The sequence below is a fragment of the Aquihabitans sp. G128 genome, assembly GCF_019048865.1.
Taxonomy (GTDB): Bacteria; Actinomycetota; Acidimicrobiia; order Acidimicrobiales; family Iamiaceae; genus Aquihabitans.
Genome location: NZ_CP077604.1, coordinates 1,732,595 through 1,747,528 on the forward strand (window position 1 = coordinate 1,732,595; position 14,934 = coordinate 1,747,528).

Sequence of the window (14,934 nt, forward strand, 5' to 3'; positions counted from 1 at the left end):
GCCCTCAGCGACCGAGCGGGCGGGCGGTGGGCGGCGTGGCCAGCACCTCGCCCTGCAGGGCGGTGATGCGGGCGATGCCGGACTGGGCGAGGTCGAGCAGCGCGCCGAGCTCGGCCCGGTCGAACGCCGCGCCCTCGGCCGTGCCCTGCACCTCGACGAAGGTGCCGGCGCCCGTCATGACCACGTTCATGTCGGTGCCCGCCCGCACGTCCTCGACGTAGGGCAGGTCGAGCATCGGCGTGCCGTCGATGATGCCGACGGAGATGGCGGCACAGGTGTCGGTCAGCGGGTGCGCCTTGAGCTTCTGGTTCTGCACCAACCGGGTCAGGGCGTCGTGGAGGGCCACGTAGCCGCCGCAGATCGAGGCGGTGCGGGTGCCGCCGTCGGCCTGCAGCACGTCGCAGTCGACGATGACCTGGCGCTCGCCCAGCGCCTGCATGTCGCACACCGAGCGCAGCGAGCGGCCGATGAGGCGCTGGATCTCCTGGGTGCGGCCGGACTGCTTGCCCTTGGCGGCCTCGCGGCCGATCCGCTCGGCCGAGGCCCCCCGGGAGCATCGAGTACTCGGCGGTGACCCAGCCCTTGCCCTTCCCCTTCATCCAGCGAGGCACGCTCTCGTCGATGGACGCCGTGCACAGCACGCGGGTGCCGCCGAAGGAGACCAGGACCGAGCCGGCCGCCTGCTCGGTGAAGTCCCGTTCGAACGTGATCGGGCGAAGGTCGTCGGGCTGGCGGCCATCGGCGCGCATGGGTGCTCCTCGAGGTGGGTTCCGGGCGGCGCCCATCGTCGCAGACCAGCTCACCCCTCCCCCGATCGGACCGCCGGCCGGCGGCCGGGTCCTAGGTTGGGGCGATGGCCCCGGACCTGCGCCGCCACCTCACCAAGGACCGGCCGGCGCTCTCGGTCACCGTGCTCGGCTCGGCCGGCACGGCCCCCCACGCCGACAACCCCTGCAGCGGCTACCTGGTCCGCACGCCGTCCACCACGGTCTGGGTCGACACCGGGCCCGGCACCTACGCCGCCCTGCAGGAGCACGTCGCCCTCGCCGACGTCGACGCCATCGTCGTCACCCACGAGCACCCCGACCACTGGAGCGACCTCGCGGTCGTCCGCAACGCGGCGCGCTACCTGCTGCACCTGGACCAGGTGTCCGTCCTGGGCACGGCGGGGACCCACGCCCTGCTGGCGACCGTGCTCGGCGGCTCGACCGACCCCCTCCGGTGGACCACCGTCACCGACGGTGCCGAGGCCACCGTCGGCGACGTGTCGCTCCGGTTCTCCCGCACCGACCACCCCGTCGAGACCCTCGCCGTGCGCGCCGAGGCGGGCGGTCGGGTGCTGGCCTACTCCGCCGACACCGGTCCGGCGTGGTCGTTCGCTTCGCTCGACCCGGCCGGCACCGGCTTCGACCTCGCCCTCTGCGAGGCAACGCTCGACCCGCACGAGGCCGGTTCGGTCCAGCACCTCACCGCGGCCCAGGCCGGGGCGATGGCCGACGCGTCGAAGGTGCAGCGGTTGGCGCTCACGCACCTCGTCGAGGGCTCGGCTTCGCGGCGAGAAGAGGAAGCGGCAGCGGCCGATGCGTTCGACGGTCCGGTCGAGATCGCCCGGCCCGGCTACACCTTCACCGTCTGACCGCCCCGACCCTGGTTCCCGACGCCCGCACAGGCGGCTCCCAGGGAACTCCCAGGAACGGGCGCGACCATCCCCGTCGTGACCGGTGAACGACTCCTGCTCGTAGACGACGAAGAGAACCTGCGCTCGATGCTCGAGGCGGCCCTGCGCCACACGGGCTTCGAGGTGCACCCCGTGGCCAGCGGCCGGGCGGCGCTGGAGGCCATCGACGAGGTGAAGCCTGACCTCGTGGTCCTCGACGTCATGCTCCCCGACCTCGACGGCTTCGAGGTGTGCCAGCGGCTGCGCAAGGCCGGCAACCGCACCCCGGTCCTGTTCCTCACCGCGCGGGACGCCACCGACGACAAGGTCCGCGGCCTCACCATGGGCGGCGACGACTACCTCTCGAAGCCGTTCAGCCTCGACGAGCTGGTGGCCCGCATCGGGGCGGTCCTGCGCCGCACCGGCACCGAGCGCAACGACGCCCTCCTGCGCTGCGCCGACCTGGAGCTCGACGACGACGCCCACCAGGTCACCCGCGAGGGACGAGACGTGGCCCTGTCCCCCACCGAGTACAACCTGCTCCGCTACCTGCTGATCAACCAGGGCCGGGTGGTCTCCAAGGCCCAGATCCTCGACCACGTCTGGCAGTACGACTTCGGCGGCGACGGCGGCGTGGTCGAGACCTACATCGGCTACCTCCGCCGCAAGCTCGACCCCTCCCCCGAGCGACGCCTCATCCACACCGTCCGCGGGGTGGGCTACTCGCTGCGCGAACCGCGGGGCTGACGTGTCGCTGCGCGCCCGCCTCCTGGTGGGCATGGCCCTCATCGTGGTGGTGCTCGCCAGCGTCGGCCTCGCCGTCACCCGGGCCACCGAGGCGAACCTGGTCCGCCAGGTGGACCAGCAGCTCGACCGGGCCGTCCCCAAGGTGCGCGAGCGCTACAAGGGACGCCCCGGCCCCGGCGACGCTGACGACCAGGTCAGCGCCAGCGGGGCCAGCTCCCTCTACGTCGGGACCGTGAGCCAGGGGGTGCTGGTCACCCTCTCGCTACCCGAGCTGACCGAGGACCAGGCCACCGCCCCCGACCTCACCGCGGCCGAGGCCCGGGCCCGGGTGGGCGAGGGCGCCTTCACGGTGGGGGCCGACGGGAGCGACCTGCGCTACCGGGTGATCGTCCGCGCCACCGGCGACGGGGACTTCGAGGTCTACGCGTCGCCGCTCGAGGACGTCGACGCCACCACCCACCGGCTGATCGCCTTCGAGGTCGCGGCGTCGGCCGGCATCGTCGCCGTGCTGGGGCTGGTGACGTTCTGGGTGCTGCGCCTCGGCGTGCGCCCCGTGAAGCAGATGACGGCGACCGCCGCGGCCATCGGCAGCGGCGACCTGTCGCGGCGCATCCCCGAGTCGGCGGCGGGCACCGAGGCGGGCGAGCTCGGCGTGGCCCTCAACCAGATGTTGGGCCGGATCGAGGAGTCCTTCGACGAGCGGGCCCGGTCCGAGGACCGCCTCCGCCAGTTCGTGGCCGACGCCAGCCACGAGCTGCGCACGCCCGTGACCACCATCCGGGGCTACGCCGAGCTCTACCGGGTGGGCGGCCTGCGAGGCGAGGCCGACCTGGACGGGGCCATGCGCCGGACGGAGCAGGAGGCCATCCGCATGGGCGCCCTCGTGGAGGACCTGCTGAACCTGGCCCGCCTCGACCAGGGGAGGCCGCTGCACCTGCAGCCCGTGGACCTGTCGGCGCTCGTGGCCGACGCCGCACGCGACGCCGGCGCGGTCGAGCCCCGACGCCCGATCACCGTGCACGCGCCCACCCCCGTGCCCATCGTCGGCGACGACGCCATGCTGCGCCAGATCGTGGCCAACCTGGTGGCCAACGCACGGGTGCACACCCCGCCGGACACGCCCATCCACCTCCGAGCCGGGCTCGCCGGCGATCGGGCCGTCGTGGAGGTGGCCGACGAGGGACCCGGCATGTCGCCCGAGGTGGCCGCCCGGGCCTTCGAGCGCTTCTACCGCGCCGATCCGGCCCGCACCCGCCACACCGGCGGCAGCGGCCTCGGCCTGTCGATCGTCGCCGCCTCCGCAGCGGCCCACGGCGGCGAGGCCACGCTGGACTCCGCTCCAGGGCGGGGCACCACCGTGCGCCTCACCCTGCCGATCCTCCCCGTCGTCGGGGCTCCGTCGCCGGGAGCGGCGGGCGGAGGCGAGCGGATCGCCATGAAAGGGGTCGAGGACGGCCAACGCGGGGCACCCTCTCGGTGAGCCGATCGCCCGTTCCCAGGGTTTTCCCAGGTTGGCGTGCTTCGCTGGGCGTTGCTCCCGGCACCATCCGCGACCACAGGGGATCCAACCCATGCCCAACCGCAAGCTCATCGGCGCCGCCGCCATGACCGCAGCCCTCGCCGCCGGCGGCTTCGCCGGCGCCGCCCTCGGCAACCCGCTCACGTCCGGCGCCCAGGACGGCGGTTCGACCACCTCGACCACCGCTCCGGCCACCACCGGCACAGACGGCGCCCCCAAGGGCGGCGACCACGGTCCCGGGCGTGGGTTCGGCCTCGGCGGCGACCTCGACGTCGCCGCCAAGGCCCTCGGCATCAGCACCGACGACCTGCAGGCCGCGCTGAAGGACGGCAAGAGCCTGGCCGACGTCGCCAAGGCCCAGGGCGTCGACAAGCAGAAGGTCATCGACGCCCTCGTCGCCGCCGCCGAGAAGCAGCTCGACGAGGCCAAGGCGGCGCTGCCCGACCGCATCGCCGACCTGGTCGACGGCAAGGTCCCCGCCGGCGGTCCCGGCGGCTTCGGCGGTGGGCACGGTGGCCGGGGCGGTCCCGGCGGCGGCTTCGGCCGCGGCCAGGACCTCGCCGTCGCCGCCAAGGCCATCGGCATCTCCGAGGACGACCTCCGCACCGCCCTCGAGGACGGCAAGAGCATCGCCGAGGTGGCCAAGGCCAAGGGCGTGAGCGAGCAGAAGGTCATCGACGCCCTCGTCGCCGACGCCAAGGCCAAGCTGGCCGAGGCCGTGAAGTCCGGCAAGCTGACCCAGGCCCAGGCCGACGAGCGCTCCGAGGACCTCGCCGACCGCACCAAGGACCGGGTCGAGGACACCCACGAGGGCCGACCCGGCCACGACGGCCCCGACGGTGCGCCCCCGGCCGCCCCGCCGGCCGAGGCCCCCAGCACCACCGCACCCGGCGGCAACTGAGCCGGCCGCACACCGCCCCTCCAGGGGACGACGGGCCCGGGTCGCCGATCGGCGGTCCGGGCCCGTCCGCGTCCGGTCCCGGGTGGGCCGCGCCGCCGCCGGTGCGCCAACATGGCGCCGTGCTCCAGGCCGACGATCGCCAGCCGGCCCTCGCCCCCGCCACCACGGGCGTCGCCCGCTGGGTGCCGCGGGCGCTCGCCGCCGTCGGCGGCGGCACGGCGATCTCGGTCGGCGACCACCTCTTCCACGTGCGGACGCGGGTGCTGGTGCACCACTGGCACCCCCAGTGGGACGGCCAGACCCTCGTCGTGTTCCCGATCTTCATGGCCGCCGCCGCCCTCATGCTCGCGGTGGCGACCCCGTTCGTGGGCCGGACGCCGCGCCCGTCGTGGGCACGCGTCGTGCTGGCGGGGGCGTGCTTCTTCGCCGCCTACGCGTTCACCGGCCAGGTGGGCACCGACCACCCGGCCTGGTGCCTCGTCGTCCTCCTCGCCACCTGGCTGCTGCGGCTCGCCTTCGAGCCCCACCGGCGGGCGGCGGTCCTGCTCGGCCTGCTCATCGGGGTCGGCGGCGGTGCGGGTGAGGCCGCGGTGTCGGCGCTCGGACTCTTCACCTACGTGCACCAGGACGTGGCCGGCGTGCCCCTCTGGCTCCTCCCGCTGTACCTCCACGGGGCCCCCGCGGTGCTCGCGCTGGCTCGGCTGGTTCAGGTGGAGCCGGATCCCACCTGATCGGGCTGGGTGGCGGCCCGAGGGACGCCGTTACAATCCCGAGCGCCCGAGTCGTCTTTTCCAGGAGCCAGCGCTGTGGCGCTCTACCGCAACGTGATCGATCTCATCGGCGACACGCCGATGGTCGACATCAGCCCGCTGAGCCCCAACCCGCGCGTGGAGATCTACGCCAAGCTCGAGGGCCAGAACCCGGGCGGGTCGGTGAAGGACCGGGCGGCGAAGTACATGATCGAGGCCGCCGAGCGCGACGGCACCCTGCAGCCGGGCGCCACCGTGATCGAGTCGTCGTCGGGCAACACCGGCATCGCCCTCGCCATGATCTGCAAGATCCGGGGCTACGCCCTGAAGATCGTCCTGCCGGAGAACGTGTCGATCGAGCGCCGCCAGGCCCTGGAGGTCTGGGGCACCGAGATCATCCCGTCGCCCGCCGCCGAGGGCTCCAACGGCGCCATGGTCCGCGCCCAGAAGCTGGCCGCCGACAACCCCAGCTGGTGGTTCCCCTTCCAGTACGGCAACGACGCCAATCCCCGGGCCCACTACGAGGGCACCGGCCCCGAGATCCTGCGCGACGTGCCCGGCATCACCCACTTCGTGGCCGGGCTGGGCACCGCCGGCACCCTCATGGGCGTGGGCACCTACCTCAAGGAGCAGAAGCCCGACACCCAGGTGTGGGCCATCGAGCCGCCGGCGGGCGAGATGGTCGACGGGCTCAAGAACTTCGACGAGGGCTTCGTGCCGCCGGTCTTCACCGAGTGGGGCGGCTACGACCTGCTCGACCGCAAGATGATCGTGCGGCCCCGCGAGTCCATCGAGTGGACCCGCCGCCTCACCGAGGTCGGCGTGTTCGCCGGCATCTCCTCCGGCGCCATCGTGGCCGGCGCCGCCAAGTGCGCCGCCGCCATCGACGAGGGCGTCGTGGTGATGATCGTCTGCGACGGCGGCTGGAAGTACCTGAGCACCGGTGCCTGGACCGCCGACCTCGACGAGGTCGAGGCCCGAGCCAAGGGCATCATCTACTTCTAGGCCGCCTGCTCCGCCCCCGCCGCGCCGGGACCGGCCGAGCAGCGGGCAGGGGTCAGCCCTCGACGACGGTGACCGGCACCTCGACGATGGTGCCCTCGTCGAGCAGCCACGAGCGCAGCATCGGCTCGGTGTCGCGCAGGGAGACGATGACGTACTGCCACCCCACCAGGAACGGGTTGTCCGCCGCCGCGACGTCGGTGGGCGACGGGTACGGGTCGGTGTGGGTGTGGGAGTGCATGACGCCCACCACGTCGAGCCCGAGCGGGTCGAACGCCGCCTCGGCGGCCTGGAAGCCGTCGGGACCGATGGAGTAGGTCTTGGTCGACGCGTCGACGTTGCGGGTGGGCACGAACGCCTCCACCAGGCCCGCGCCGAACCGGCCGCCCATGAGCCCGCAGGCCTCGTGCGGCAGGCCACCGATGGCGTGGGCCAGCATCTGGAGGTGGGCGGAGCGGGCGATGCGCAGCACGGCGCCACCGTACCGGTGCCACGAGCAGCCGAAGCCCTTGACCGGACTCGGCGACGGGCCTAGCAACGGGCCGTGACCGACACCGCCGAGCAGTGGGACCCCGACCGCTACGACCAGTTCCGCGCCGAGCGGGAGCGCCCGGCCCACGACCTCTACGCCCTGCTGGCGCCCACGCCAGGAGGCACCGCGGTCGACCTGGGCTGCGGCACCGGGATGCTGACCGTGGCCCTGGCCGACCGCCTCGGTGCGGCCGAGGTGGTCGGCATCGACGCCTCGGAGGCCATGCTGGCCCGCGCCGCCGCCCACGCCCGACCCGGCGTGCGCTTCGAGCGGGGGGACCTCGCAGCCTGGGGGGACCCCACCCACCGGGTCGACGTGGTGGCCGCCAGCGCCAGCCTGCAGTGGGTGCCGGACCACGCCGGCGTCCTCGCCCGCTGGACGGAGGCCCTGGCGCCGTCGGGCCAGCTGGCCGTCCAGGTGCCGGCGAACGCCGACCACCCCTCGCACCTGGTGGCCGTCGCGGTCGCCGCCGAGCCGCGCTTCGCCGAGGCCTTCGCGGCCCACGGCGGTCCCCCGCCGGACCCGGTAGCCGAGCACGTGCTGGCGCCCGAGGCCTACGCCGAGCTCCTCTGGGCGCTCGGCTACGCCGAGCAGTCGGTCCGGCTGCAGGTCTACGGCCCGGTCCTGCCGTCCACCGCGGCGGTGGGCGACTGGATGGCCGGCACCAGCCTCACCCGCTTCGAGCGCCTGCTCGACGAGCCCACCTACGACGCTGCTCGAGCGCTACCGGGAGCGGCTCGTGGAGGTCGTCGGGGACCGGCGCCCGTACTACTTCTCGTTCAAGCGCATCCTGATCTGGGGCCGCCGGCCGGCGTGAGCGGTCACGCCACCGCGCCCACCCGCAGCCAGCGGTCGCCGCGGAACCGCGCCAGCAGCGACGCAGCGCGGATGGCCATCAGCACGGCGAAGGCCGCCCACACCCAGCCGATGCCCAGACCGAGCGGGAGCACCGGGGCCACCGCCACCGCCAGCCCGGCGGCGGCCAGCGCCATGGCCCGGGCCAGGAACCGCTGGTCGCCGGCCCCGATCAGCACGCCGTCGAGCACGAACGCCACCGCCCCCAGCGGCTGCAGCGCGGCCACCCAGAGCAGCAGGAAGCCGGCGAGGTGCACGACGTCGGGGTCGGGGCTGAAGAGGCGGGGCAGCACGGGGGACACCACCACCACGGCGGCCGCGGCCACCGCGCCGCCCGCGACCCCCAGCACGAGCAACCGCTTCGACGCGGCGCGGGCGCCGATCGGGTCGCCGGCGCCGAGCAGGCGCCCGACCATGGCCTGGCCGGCGATGGCCAGGGCGTCGAGCCCCATAGCCAGGAGGTTCCACACCTCGAACACGATCTGGTGGGCGGCCACGTCCACCCGGCCGATGCGCGTGGCCACCGCGGTCAGGGCCACCAGCGAGCCGCGGAGCGCCGCCGTCCGCACCACCAGGTCGGCCCCCACGCGCAGCAGCCGGCGCTGGGCGGCGAGGTCCGGCGCCAGGCCCACGCCGTCTGCCTGCGCGGCACGGCCGACGGCCCGCACGTAGACCAGGCCACCGACCACCTGGGCGGCCACCGTGCCCACCGCCGAGGCGCCGATCCCCTGGTCGAGCCCGACGACCAGCACCAGCTCGAGGGCGAGGTTGAGCACGGCGGTGCCGATCGCCACGAGCAGCGGCGTCCGGGTGTCCTGGATGCCACGCAGGTAGCCGGTGCCGGCCAGGGTCAGCAGCAGGAACGGCAGGCCGGCCAGGCTGAGCCGCAGGTAGTCGAAGGCGTTGGAGGCCACCGCGCCCTCGGCGCCGAGGGCAGCGATCAGGGGCCTCCCCGCCAGGGCCAGCAGCGCCGCCAGCGCCACGCCCACCCCGCCCCCGAGCCACAGGCCCTGCACGGCCTGGCGGGCCGCCGCCGGCCGATCACCGGCGCCGAGCAGGCGGGCCACCGCAGCGGTCGTGCCGTAGGCCAGGAAGATGCACAGCGAGTACGACGTCAGCAGGATCGACGACGCCACCGCCAGGCCGCCGAGCTGCGCCGTGCCCAGGTGGCCCACCACCGCCGTGTCGGCCAAGAGGTAGATCGGCTCGGCGAGCAGCGTCACGAACGCCGGCCCGGCGAGGCGGAGGATCTCGCGGTCGTAGCGACGGTCGGGCACGCCACCAGCATGGCCCCGCCCCCACCCCGGGGAGGCGGGGCCGACACCCCGTGCGAGGACCCGCCCGGGTAGCTCGCACCGCGGTCCTTCGACCACCATGCGTGGGACGAGTGTTCCAGGACGTTTGCCGTCGTGTCTCGGCCCTCGCCCATCACGGGCGCTACGCTCGTAGAGCCGGGCCGGGCGGTCCGTTGGGGGGATCGGTGAACGTAGCGAGCGGGGACGACTTCGAGCTCGAGCTGGCAGCCCTCGCCTCGCCGCGCCCGCCCGGCGCCCTCGCCTCGTGGCGTGCAGCCATCGAAGCGGTCATCGCCGCCGGCGGCCCGCCCATGCACCTCCAGCCCATCGTCGACTTCGCCTCGTGCCGGATCGCCGGTTTCGAGGCGCTCGCCCGGTTCGTCGACAAGCCGGCCGCCCCCGACCGGTGGTTCGCCCGGGCCCACCAGGTGGGCCTCGGCGCCGAGCTCGAGGCCTCGGCCATCGGCCAGGCCATGCGGCGGCGCGGCGAGTTGGCCGCCGACCAGTTCCTGACGCTGAACCTCTCGCCGGCAGCCCTGTCATCGCCGGTGGTCCAGGACGTGCTGCGGGTCCACGCCCCGCTCGACGGCGTGGTGGTCGAGCTCACCGAGCACGACCCGATGTCGGACCGGGCGCGGCTCACGCTGGCCATCGAGATGGTGCGCAGCCTGGGCGGCCTGGTGGCCATCGACGACATCGGCACCGGCTACGCCGGGCTGGAGTGGCTCCTCAGCGCGCCCCGAGATGGTCAAGCTCGACCGGGAGTTCATCCGCGGCGTCGACGTCGACGAGGCCCGCACCACCTTCGTCCGGTTCGTCGGCGACCTCGTGGGCAAGCTCGACACCTGGCTCATCGCCGAGGGGATCGAGACCGATGGCGAGCTCGACGTGGTCGTGGGGCTCGGCGTGCCGCTCGGCCAGGGCTACCGCCTCGGTCGCCCGGTCCTCCGCCCAGGGGGCCTCCCGCTCGACGTCAGCCGCCGCATCGACGACGCCCGGCGCGCCTTCAGCCGCCCCGCCAACCACGTCGCCGCCCACCTCGAGCACATCCCCGCAGTGCGCTCCATCGACCGCCACGAGTGGTCGGCGCCCCGCGTGGTGCTGGTCGACGACTTCGGCTGCCCGCTGCAGGTCGTCGACCGGGCCGATCCCGGTCGCTCGGAAGCCTCACCGATGCGGGTGAAGCCCACCGACGACGTGAGCACCGTCGCCGTCCGGGCCCTCAGCCGCGGCGAGCACGAGCGCTGGCGACCGCTCGTCGTCACCGACGACGCCGGGCGCTACCAGGGCATCATCCGCATGGAGCGGCTCGTCCGAGCCCTCTCCGACGAAAGGAGCACCCCCACATGAAGCAGTTCGCCTGCGGCGACGTCGTGCCCGGCTGCGGCCAGCGCTTCACCGGCGACACCGAGGACGAGATCCTCGGCCAGGTGGCGGACCACGCCGCCGCCGACCACGGCCTCGCGGAGGTGCCGGCCGACGTCGTCGAGGCCGTGCGCGCCGCCATCGTCGAGGCCTGACCCCCGCGGCCCGGTAGCCTGCAGCCCGCTCATGGCTGCCAAGAGACCCGACTCCCGCAACAAGATCGTCGCCACCAACCGCCAGGCGCGGCGCGACTACGAGATCCTGGACACCTGGGAGTGCGGGATCATGCTCCAGGGCAGCGAGGTGAAGTCGCTGCGGGAGGCCAAGGTCACCCTCACCGACGCCTACGCCCGTGTCGACATGCGGGAGATCTACCTGGTCGGCCTGCACATCAACGCCTACTCCAGCGCGTCGGCCCAGGGCGGCCACGAGCTGTCTCGCACCCGCAAGCTGCTCCTGCACCGCCACGAGATCGACGAGCTGCGCCTCCGGGTCGACCAGGAGCACCTCAGCCTGATCCCGCTCCAGCTCTACTTCAAGGAAGGGCGGGCCAAGCTCGAGCTCGGCCTCGGCCGGGGGCGCAAGCACTACGACAAGCGCCAGGTGATCGCCAAGCGCGACGCCGACATGGACGCCCGCCGGGCCATGGCCGCCCGTCGACGGACGGGCTGAGCCGGTGACCCTGGCGGACCCGGCGTCCCGGCGCGACAAGCCCACCAAGCCTCGGGGCGCCAAGGTCCTGATGATCCTCGGCGCGGTCCTCTTCGTGGTCGGGCTGGTCACCGGCCAGCAGGGCACCCACCGCGTCACCGGCGCCGCCCGGGACATCTCGAACTCCGGCGACGAGATCCGCAACAGCCTGCTCGCGGAGGTGCCGGTCCCCGGTGAAGCCGACGTCGAGCTCGACCGCGGGCGCTACGACGTCTTCGCCATCTCCCCCGAGGGCACCGGCTTCCAGCGCACCACCACCAGCACCGACCCGGCGACGATCCCCACCGATCGCACCGACCCCGACGACCCGTACCCCGGCTACGACGAGCCCACCGTCGAGGTCACCGGTCCCGACGGCACGGCCGTGCTGCTGCGCAACCCCGGCATCGAGTCGATGTTCAGCGCTGCCAACGGCGAGCTGTACCCCATCCGCAGCTTCACGGTCCGCCAGGCCGGGACCTACCACCTCACCGCCTCCGGCTCCGGCGCCGCCCAGGTCGGTGTCGGGCCCACCGTCGACAACGGCAACTTCGGACGCCTCGTCAAGAGCGGCATCCTGACCGCGCTGGGCTACCTCGGGGCCGGCCTCGGCTTCGTGCTCGCCGTCGCCGGCGTCATCTGGTTCGCCGTCGCCGGCGACCGTCGGCCGCTGGCTGCCCCAGGGGCCTGGCCCCCACCTCCGGGCGGCTGGGGCCCTCCCCGGGCACCCGGCCCGTGGGGCGCACCGCCGCCAGGCCCCTGGGGCGGTCCGCCGCCCACCTGGGGAGCGCCGCCTGCGGGCCCCTGGGGCGCGCCGGGCTGGGCGCCACCGGGCACCGGCGCACCAGGCTGGCCCACGCCGCCGGTGCCACCGCCCGGCGCACCGCCGCCACCTCCGCCCCCACCCGCCGGGCCGCCCGGCGGACCCGCCTCACCGGCGGGCGCAGCCGGCTCGCCGGATGCCCCGACCTTCGTGCCCCCGCCGACCGCCCCCTGGGGCGATGCGCCGCCGACGATGCCGCAGGCCCCCACCTGGCCGCCCACCCCCGACGACAGGCCGCCCACCGGCCGGTGAGCCGGCCGGGCTCGATCCCGAGGCTGCATCCCACTGGTGCCGGGGCGGCCCCGGGCCGGTACCCTTGGCGAGCCGCCCACCACCACGTGCTCGTGGGCGGATCCTTGACAAGGGGCTGACCGGTTTCGACGTGGAGACTGGGAGCCGGACGTGCGACCCGAGTTTCTCAGACTCGTTAAACGGGGAACCAACAGAAGCGCCGATGGCGACTTCGCTCTCGCCGCCTAGTACTCACTAGGAACTAGAGAGACACCGTGACCAGCAATGGCACACGGGGCCTGACCACTACAGCCCGGCAACAGAAGTAGAGGTTGACGGCGGGAAAGACCGCTGACGGCGAGAAAGAACGCTGGCACCTCGGAAAGACGAGGCGGAGGGCGCAAGCCCGACCAACCCGGTGGTGAGCCAGCCGTCATGGCTCGAGCTCGGGAACGGTCGTAGCGCGGTCGTCAACCGCTTCGCGGACGGGAGTTCGATTCTCCCCAGCTCCACCAACAACACCTGGCCCTGGCCCGAGCGCTTCGCTCGGGCCAGTCGTCGTCGACGGACCGCAACTGCCTGCGGTCACCGGTGGCCGCCAGCGCGCCGAGGGCCTCAGAGCTCGCCGGCGGGTGCGAAGGCCTCGGTGGCGCGTGCTCGGGTGGCGTCGTCGGCGGCGAGCACCAGGCCCACCGCGTCGCTGAACGGTCGGTACGTGGTGCCGTCGAGCCGGGCGGCGCGGCCGCCGGCCTCCTCCAGGATGAGCGCCCCGGCCGCGTGGTCCCAGACGTGGGTGCGGAGGTAGAGGACGAAGTCGATCTCGCCGAGGACCACCCGCGGGTACTCGATGCCGGCGGCCTTGCGACCCTCGTCGACGTGGGCGAAGGCCGCCGACCGCTCGATCGCCCGAGCCGCCGCAGCCGGCTCGAGGTAGCGGGTCCGCAGCACGCCGCGCAGCTCGGCGCTGCTCGACGGCGCCGGGCGACGGCGGACCGAGGTGCCGTCGAGCTGCGCGCCACCGCCCCTGGTCGCGGTGAACATCCGGTCCGACACGGGGTGGTGGATCCACCCGGCGGTGGTCTCGCCCCGCTCCACCAGCGCCACCATGACGGCGAAGTCCGGCGATGCGGCGACGAAGTTGCTGGTGCCGTCGATGGGGTCGATCACCCACGCCCGCTCGGCCGCCGCGGCCCGCTCGAGCACGCCGGGGTCGGCCGCGACGGCCTCCTCCCCCACCACCGCTGCCCCGGGGAGCAGCTCGCGCAGGCGCTCCGAGAGGGCGGCCTCGGCCTCGCGATCGGCGTCGGTGACAAGGTCACCAGGCTCCTTCTCGTGGATCTGCGCAGCCGTCAGGGCCCCGAACCGCGGCAGGACGACCTCGGCCGCCACCGCCCGCACGGCGGCCCCGACCTGCGCCACCAGCTCCGCACGCTCCACGCCACCCACCTTCCCACGCGGCGAGGTGGGCGCCACCCCGTCGATCAGTCGGTGTCGAGGCTGAGGGGGTTGAGGCGCTGGTCCTCGAGCGGATCCGAGAAGCCCTTCTCCAACGGGAGGTCGTGGCGCAGCCGGTAGCTGTTCAAGTCGATGACCTCGCCGCGCTGGGTGGTGACCATGGCCTTGGCCACGTTGCGGACGGTGCGGTCCTTGCCCTTGCGGGCCTCCCAGTCGGCCATGTGCAGCCCGCCGAGGTGGTGCTCGGTCATGAGGGCGACGAAGAGGGCCTCGGCCTTGGTGCCGGTGGCCGCGCGCAGGGCCGCCATCTGGCTCTCGGTGGCCAAGCCCTCCATGGAGTCGCGCGGCAGGGGCGGGCCCATCCACCCCATCACCGTCTTGCCCACCTCGGCGGAGTAGCCGTAGCGGTCGAGGATGGCGTTGAACAGGCCCTGCTCGTAGCGCTGGTCGATGATGAACTCCTGGGCGAAGGACTTGAGGTCGGCGTCGACGCTGTCCTTGCCCAACAGGATGAGCGACATCTCGATCGCCTGCTCGTGGTGGTAGCTCATGTCCCGCATGAAGCCAACGTCGGTGGCGCTCAGCGGGTCGCGATCGTGCTGGGACAGGGCCCAGCCGACGGCACCGCCGAGGAACGCCACGGCCACGAGCAGGGCCACCACCCGCAGCGCGGTGAGCGGACCGAACCAGCGCGTGAGGCGGCCGACGGCCTCGTCGGGCACCGGCGCCGCAGCCGGGGTGGCGAGCGGGTCCGGGCCGCCGAGCTCGGGGGAGGCCGGCGCCGCAGGGGGTCGGGTGGCGGTCACCGGTCCATCCTGGCACCGGAAGGCGGCGTCGCCACCGCGAGGGCCGGGCGGGCACGGACGAAGGGGCCCGGACGGATCCGGGCCCCTTCGTCGATCCGAGTGGTGGGGCCAGCGGTCTCGGCCACCCCTGCCGCTCACCGCCGGCTCCACCCCCGCAGGGACGGGTTCGGACCACCTGTGAAGACCCGGCACCCCTACAGCCATGACGCAAGCGGCCGAAAGAAACCGGTGCCCGGCGATCCGTCGGGGCGGTCACCTCCGGACACCTCGGGAGGGACGTGACCGATCCGACATCGGGCGCGTTGAC

General features: G+C 74.1%; 13 protein-coding genes, 1 other RNA gene and 3 pseudogenes. 12 read left to right on the forward strand and 5 right to left on the reverse strand.

Going from position 1 to position 14,934, the window contains the following annotated elements:
• Positions 1-4 precede the first annotated feature (4 nt).
• A pseudogene (gene rph / locus KSP35_RS08255) lies at positions 5-785 on the reverse strand (ribonuclease PH).
• Positions 786-853: 68 nt separating this feature from the next.
• Between rph and KSP35_RS08260 the strand changes: the two are divergent.
• The 6 genes from KSP35_RS08260 (at position 854) to KSP35_RS08285 (ending at position 6,578) form a co-directional block, all read left to right on the forward strand.
• On the forward strand, positions 854-1,636 hold the full coding sequence (locus tag KSP35_RS08260) for an MBL fold metallo-hydrolase (protein WP_217000777.1): 783 nt from the start codon (positions 854-856) through the stop codon (positions 1,634-1,636).
• A gap of 129 nt (positions 1,637-1,765) precedes the next feature.
• The gene (locus KSP35_RS08265) at positions 1,766-2,404 is read left to right on the forward strand and encodes a response regulator transcription factor (RefSeq protein ID WP_217002180.1); all 639 of its coding nucleotides are present in this window, start codon (positions 1,766-1,768) and stop codon (positions 2,402-2,404) included.
• A gap of 1 nt (position 2,405) precedes the next feature.
• A complete protein-coding gene (locus KSP35_RS08270; RefSeq protein WP_217000779.1) occupies positions 2,406-3,884 on the forward strand; it encodes a cell wall metabolism sensor histidine kinase WalK in 1,479 nt (492 codons plus the stop codon).
• Between the two features lie 91 nt (positions 3,885-3,975).
• Positions 3,976-4,824: a hypothetical protein gene (locus tag KSP35_RS08275; protein WP_217000781.1), complete on the forward strand. Its 849-nt coding sequence runs from the start codon at positions 3,976-3,978 to the stop codon at positions 4,822-4,824.
• A gap of 119 nt (positions 4,825-4,943) precedes the next feature.
• Positions 4,944-5,555: a DUF2878 family protein gene (locus KSP35_RS08280; protein ID WP_217000783.1), complete on the forward strand. Its 612-nt coding sequence runs from the start codon at positions 4,944-4,946 to the stop codon at positions 5,553-5,555.
• A 75-nt stretch (positions 5,556-5,630) separates the two neighbouring features.
• Complete coding sequence (locus KSP35_RS08285) at positions 5,631-6,578, forward strand: PLP-dependent cysteine synthase family protein (protein WP_217000785.1); 948 nt, start codon at positions 5,631-5,633, stop codon at positions 6,576-6,578.
• A 52-nt stretch (positions 6,579-6,630) separates the two neighbouring features.
• On the opposite strand, the gene KSP35_RS08290 is transcribed toward KSP35_RS08285, so the two are convergent.
• On the reverse strand, positions 6,631-7,047 hold the full coding sequence (locus KSP35_RS08290) for a Mov34/MPN/PAD-1 family protein (protein WP_217000787.1): 417 nt from the start codon (positions 7,045-7,047) through the stop codon (positions 6,631-6,633).
• A 72-nt stretch (positions 7,048-7,119) separates the two neighbouring features.
• Between KSP35_RS08290 and KSP35_RS25705 the strand changes: the two are divergent.
• Positions 7,120-7,509, forward strand: a pseudogene (locus KSP35_RS25705) (methyltransferase domain-containing protein); the annotation flags it as partial.
• A 419-nt stretch (positions 7,510-7,928) separates the two neighbouring features.
• Here the strand turns inward: KSP35_RS25705 and KSP35_RS08300 are convergent.
• Positions 7,929-9,239, reverse strand: a complete 1,311-nt coding sequence (locus KSP35_RS08300; protein ID WP_217000789.1) for an MATE family efflux transporter — start codon at positions 9,237-9,239, stop codon at positions 7,929-7,931.
• A 329-nt stretch (positions 9,240-9,568) separates the two neighbouring features.
• On the opposite strand from KSP35_RS08300, the pseudogene KSP35_RS25710 reads away from it, so the two are divergent.
• The 5 genes and pseudogenes from KSP35_RS25710 to ssrA all read left to right on the forward strand — a co-directional run bounded on the left by KSP35_RS25710 (position 9,569) and on the right by ssrA (position 12,881).
• A pseudogene (locus tag KSP35_RS25710) lies at positions 9,569-10,607 on the forward strand (EAL domain-containing protein).
• A complete protein-coding gene (locus tag KSP35_RS08315; protein ID WP_217002182.1) occupies positions 10,604-10,777 on the forward strand; it encodes a DUF1059 domain-containing protein in 174 nt (57 codons plus the stop codon). Before KSP35_RS25710 ends, KSP35_RS08315 begins: the two are co-directional and overlap by 4 nt.
• Positions 10,778-10,808: 31 nt before the next feature.
• Positions 10,809-11,294: an SsrA-binding protein SmpB gene (gene smpB, locus KSP35_RS08320; protein ID WP_217000808.1), complete on the forward strand. Its 486-nt coding sequence runs from the start codon at positions 10,809-10,811 to the stop codon at positions 11,292-11,294.
• A 4-nt stretch (positions 11,295-11,298) separates the two neighbouring features.
• Positions 11,299-12,387, forward strand: coding sequence for a hypothetical protein (locus KSP35_RS08325; protein WP_217000809.1), 1,089 nt, complete (start codon positions 11,299-11,301; stop codon positions 12,385-12,387).
• 111 nt (positions 12,388-12,498) lie between these two features.
• Positions 12,499-12,881: a transfer-messenger RNA gene (ssrA, locus tag KSP35_RS08330) on the forward strand.
• 100 nt (positions 12,882-12,981) lie between these two features.
• On the opposite strand, the gene KSP35_RS08335 is transcribed toward ssrA, so the two are convergent.
• Together KSP35_RS08335 and KSP35_RS08340 are read right to left on the reverse strand one after the other, a co-directional pair.
• A complete protein-coding gene (locus KSP35_RS08335; RefSeq protein ID WP_217000810.1) occupies positions 12,982-13,803 on the reverse strand; it encodes an inositol monophosphatase in 822 nt (273 codons plus the stop codon).
• 44 nt (positions 13,804-13,847) lie between these two features.
• Positions 13,848-14,627, reverse strand: coding sequence for a DUF305 domain-containing protein (locus KSP35_RS08340; protein ID WP_217000812.1), 780 nt, complete (start codon positions 14,625-14,627; stop codon positions 13,848-13,850).
• Positions 14,628-14,934: the final 307 nt, after the last annotated feature.